Raw genomic sequence first — 2,809 nt, forward strand, 5'->3', positions numbered from 1 at the left:
ACAATGTCTTACAACCCTTCTGCGGAAGGTGCGTTTGCGTCTATCGAATACATCATGCGTGATGTTGAATACGGTTGGTTGTTGCGTTATATGCACTCCACTGGTGCATCTGCATTCTTTGTGGTTGTTTACCTGCATATGCTACGTGGCATGATGTACGGCTCTTACCGTAAGCCACGTGAGCTGGTATGGCTGTTTGGTATGACAATCTACCTGGCGCTGATGGCGGAAGCGTTCATGGGCTACCTGCTGCCATGGGGACAGATGTCTTACTGGGGTGCACAGGTAATCGTATCTCTGTTCGCTGCAGTTCCTGTTATAGGTCCTGATCTGGCCGAGTGGATTCGTGGTGACTACCTGATCTCTGGTATCACTTTGAATCGTTTCTTCTCTCTACACGTTATTGCTTTGCCTATCGTATTGCTTGCGCTGGTTGTTCTGCACATCATTGCGTTGCACGAAGTGGGTTCTAACAACCCAGACGGTGTTGAGATCAAAGAGAACAAAGATGAGAACGGTGTGCCAGTTGATGGTATCCCATTCCACCCTTACTACTCTGTTAAAGATATCGTGGGTGTGGTTGTGTTCCTGTTCGTATTCTGTGCAGTTGTGTTCTTCTTCCCAGAGGGTGGTGGTTACATGATCGAGGCGCCGAACTTCGAGCCTGCGAACCCGTTGAAGACGCCTGAGCATATAGCACCTGTTTGGTACTTCACTCCATTCTACGCAATGTTGCGAGCTATTCCGCCAATTATGGGTTCTCAGTTCCCAGGCGTTGTAGTGATGGGTGGTGCGATTGCTATTCTGTTTGTGCTGCCGTGGTTGGATCGTAGCCCTGTTAAATCTATCCGTTACAAAGGTTGGATGAGTAAGCTGTGGCTGGTGATCTTCTGCGTTAGCTTTGTCATTCTGGGTTACCTTGGTGTAGTTGCATCTACTCCAGGTCGTACTCTGGTGGCTCAGATCTGTACTGCACTGTATTTCGCGTACTTCTTCCTGATGCCGTTCTACACCAGAATGGAAAGTACTAAACCAGTTCCAGAAAGGGTTACAGGCTAATGAAAAAGTTTTTAATTGCATTAGTAATGGCAGTGCTGCCTCTAGCTGCTAGCGCTGCTGGTGGTGCCAAGGGTCACCTTGACCACATGGATGTTGATCTGCACAACAAGGCATCTCTGCAGCGTGGTATGCAGACGTTTGTGAACTACTGCCTGGGTTGTCACTCTGCTGACTACATGCGCTATGAGCGTGCAGCAATGGATCTGGGTATGAATCCAGAGCTGGTTGCTGAGCACATGATCTTTGGTGATCAAAAAGTTGGTGAGCAGATGACAATTGCTATGCCTAAGGCTGATGCGGCTGAGTGGTTTGGTACTGCTCCACCGGATCTGACTTTGGAAGCGCGTCTGCGTGGTCCTGACTGGTTGTACACTTACCTGCGTAGCTTCTACGCTGACGATTCTCGTCCATGGGGTGTGAATAACGCAGTATTTAAAGATGTAGGTATGCCAAACGTTCTTGCTCCGCTGCAGGGTGTTGTAAAAGCAAACTGTTCTTGGGCTGACATGAATGCTCACGGTATGCGTGGTGATGGTATTGATCCACTGACTAACACACCGCTAAACAACTGTTCTTCAGTTGTGAAGGGTTCTGGTGAGTTGTCTCCTGAAGAGTTCGATAATGTTGTTTACGATCTAGTTAACTTCATGGTTTACATGGGTGAGCCATCTAAACTGGACTCTCAGCGTATTGGTACATACGTACTGATCTTCCTGTTCTTGTTCTTCTTCCTGGCTTACGCTCTGAAGAAAGAGTTCTGGAAAGACGTACACTAATAACTTTGTGATATAATCACATCGTTTCTAACGCGGCTCCTTTTTATATAAGGGAGCCGCGTATCTGTTTCTGAAAAGGGGAATCGTTAATGGGTGTCGTGGCAAAACGTTCTTCCATGTCCTTCTACTCAAATGGTGAAGACCAGTACAGCCATCGTGTTCGCATCGTGCTGGCTGAGAAAGGTGTTGCCGTAGAGATTCATGATTGTGATGAAAATGATCTGCCTGAAGATCTGACATCAATGAATCCGTACAATAGTTTGCCTACTCTGTTGGATCGTGATTTGGTTCTGTATGAGCCTAACGTAATGATGGAGTACCTTGATGAGCGTTTTCCGCATCCGCCATTGCTGCCAGTTTATCCGGTAGCACGTGCTGAAAGTCGTCTCTACATGTATCGAATCCAGCGTGACTGGTGTGATCTTGCTGATAATATCATTGAAGCTGCGATGGCTGATGATGAAGATACGGCTGAAGAAAATCGTAAAGAGCTACGTGATAGCCTGATTACGATCTCTCCTATTTTTGCTGATAAGCCATTCTTTATGAGCGAAGAGTTTACGTTGGTTGATTGCTGTCTTGCTCCGTTGTTGTGGCGCTTGCCTCTGCTGGGTATTGAGTTGTCTGAAGATCAGTGTAAGCCTCTGGTTAAGTATATGGAGCGCTTGTTTGAGCGTGAATCTTTCCAGATGAGTTTGTCGGAAGCTGAGCGCGAAATGCGTGATTAATTCTCGAAATTAGTAGTTTTTAAAAAGGGATGATTTATCATCCCTTTTTTTGTTGAGGTAAATATGTTTAAACCAAGTCGCCCTTATATTTTAAAAGCGCTGTATGAGTGGTTGCTGGATAATGACTTAACCCCGCATCTGCTGGTTAATGCAGAAGAGGATAATGTTACAGTGCCTACACAGTTTGTAGATGAAGGGCAGATCGTGCTTAATATCAATCCTTCTGCGGTACGTGACTTTTACATG

4 protein-coding genes are annotated in these 2,809 nt (G+C 46.2%); all 4 read left to right on the forward strand.

The features are described from left to right. On the forward strand, positions 1-1,059 hold a 1,059-nt coding region (locus GY843_RS03725; protein ID WP_297306657.1), incomplete at its 5' end, for a cytochrome b N-terminal domain-containing protein. Continuing rightward, positions 1,059-1,835, forward strand: a complete 777-nt coding sequence (locus GY843_RS03730) for a cytochrome c1 (RefSeq protein ID WP_297306659.1) — start codon at positions 1,059-1,061, stop codon at positions 1,833-1,835. The genes GY843_RS03725 and GY843_RS03730, both read left to right, overlap by 1 nt. Before the next feature lie 89 nt (positions 1,836-1,924). Next, positions 1,925-2,563 carry a glutathione S-transferase N-terminal domain-containing protein gene (locus GY843_RS03735; RefSeq protein ID WP_297306661.1) on the forward strand — a complete coding sequence of 213 codons (639 nt, stop codon included), beginning with the start codon at positions 1,925-1,927 and terminating at the stop codon, positions 2,561-2,563. Positions 2,564-2,626: 63 nt separating this feature from the next. Beyond that, positions 2,627-2,809: stringent starvation protein B (locus tag GY843_RS03740; RefSeq protein ID WP_297306663.1), on the forward strand; the 183-nt coding region annotated here is incomplete at its 3' end.

It is taken from the genome of Neptuniibacter sp., assembly GCF_024231755.1.
Lineage (GTDB): Bacteria > Pseudomonadota > Gammaproteobacteria > Pseudomonadales > Balneatricaceae > Neptuniibacter.

Excerpts from the sequence above, each read along its gene's own strand:
- GY843_RS03730 (WP_297306659.1), top strand. The coding sequence starts at position 1,059 with ATGAAAAAGTTTTTAATTGCATTAGTAATGGCAGTGCTGCCTCTAGCT.
- GY843_RS03735 (WP_297306661.1), top strand. The coding sequence starts at position 1,925 with ATGGGTGTCGTGGCAAAACGTTCTTCCATGTCCTTCTACTCAAATGGT.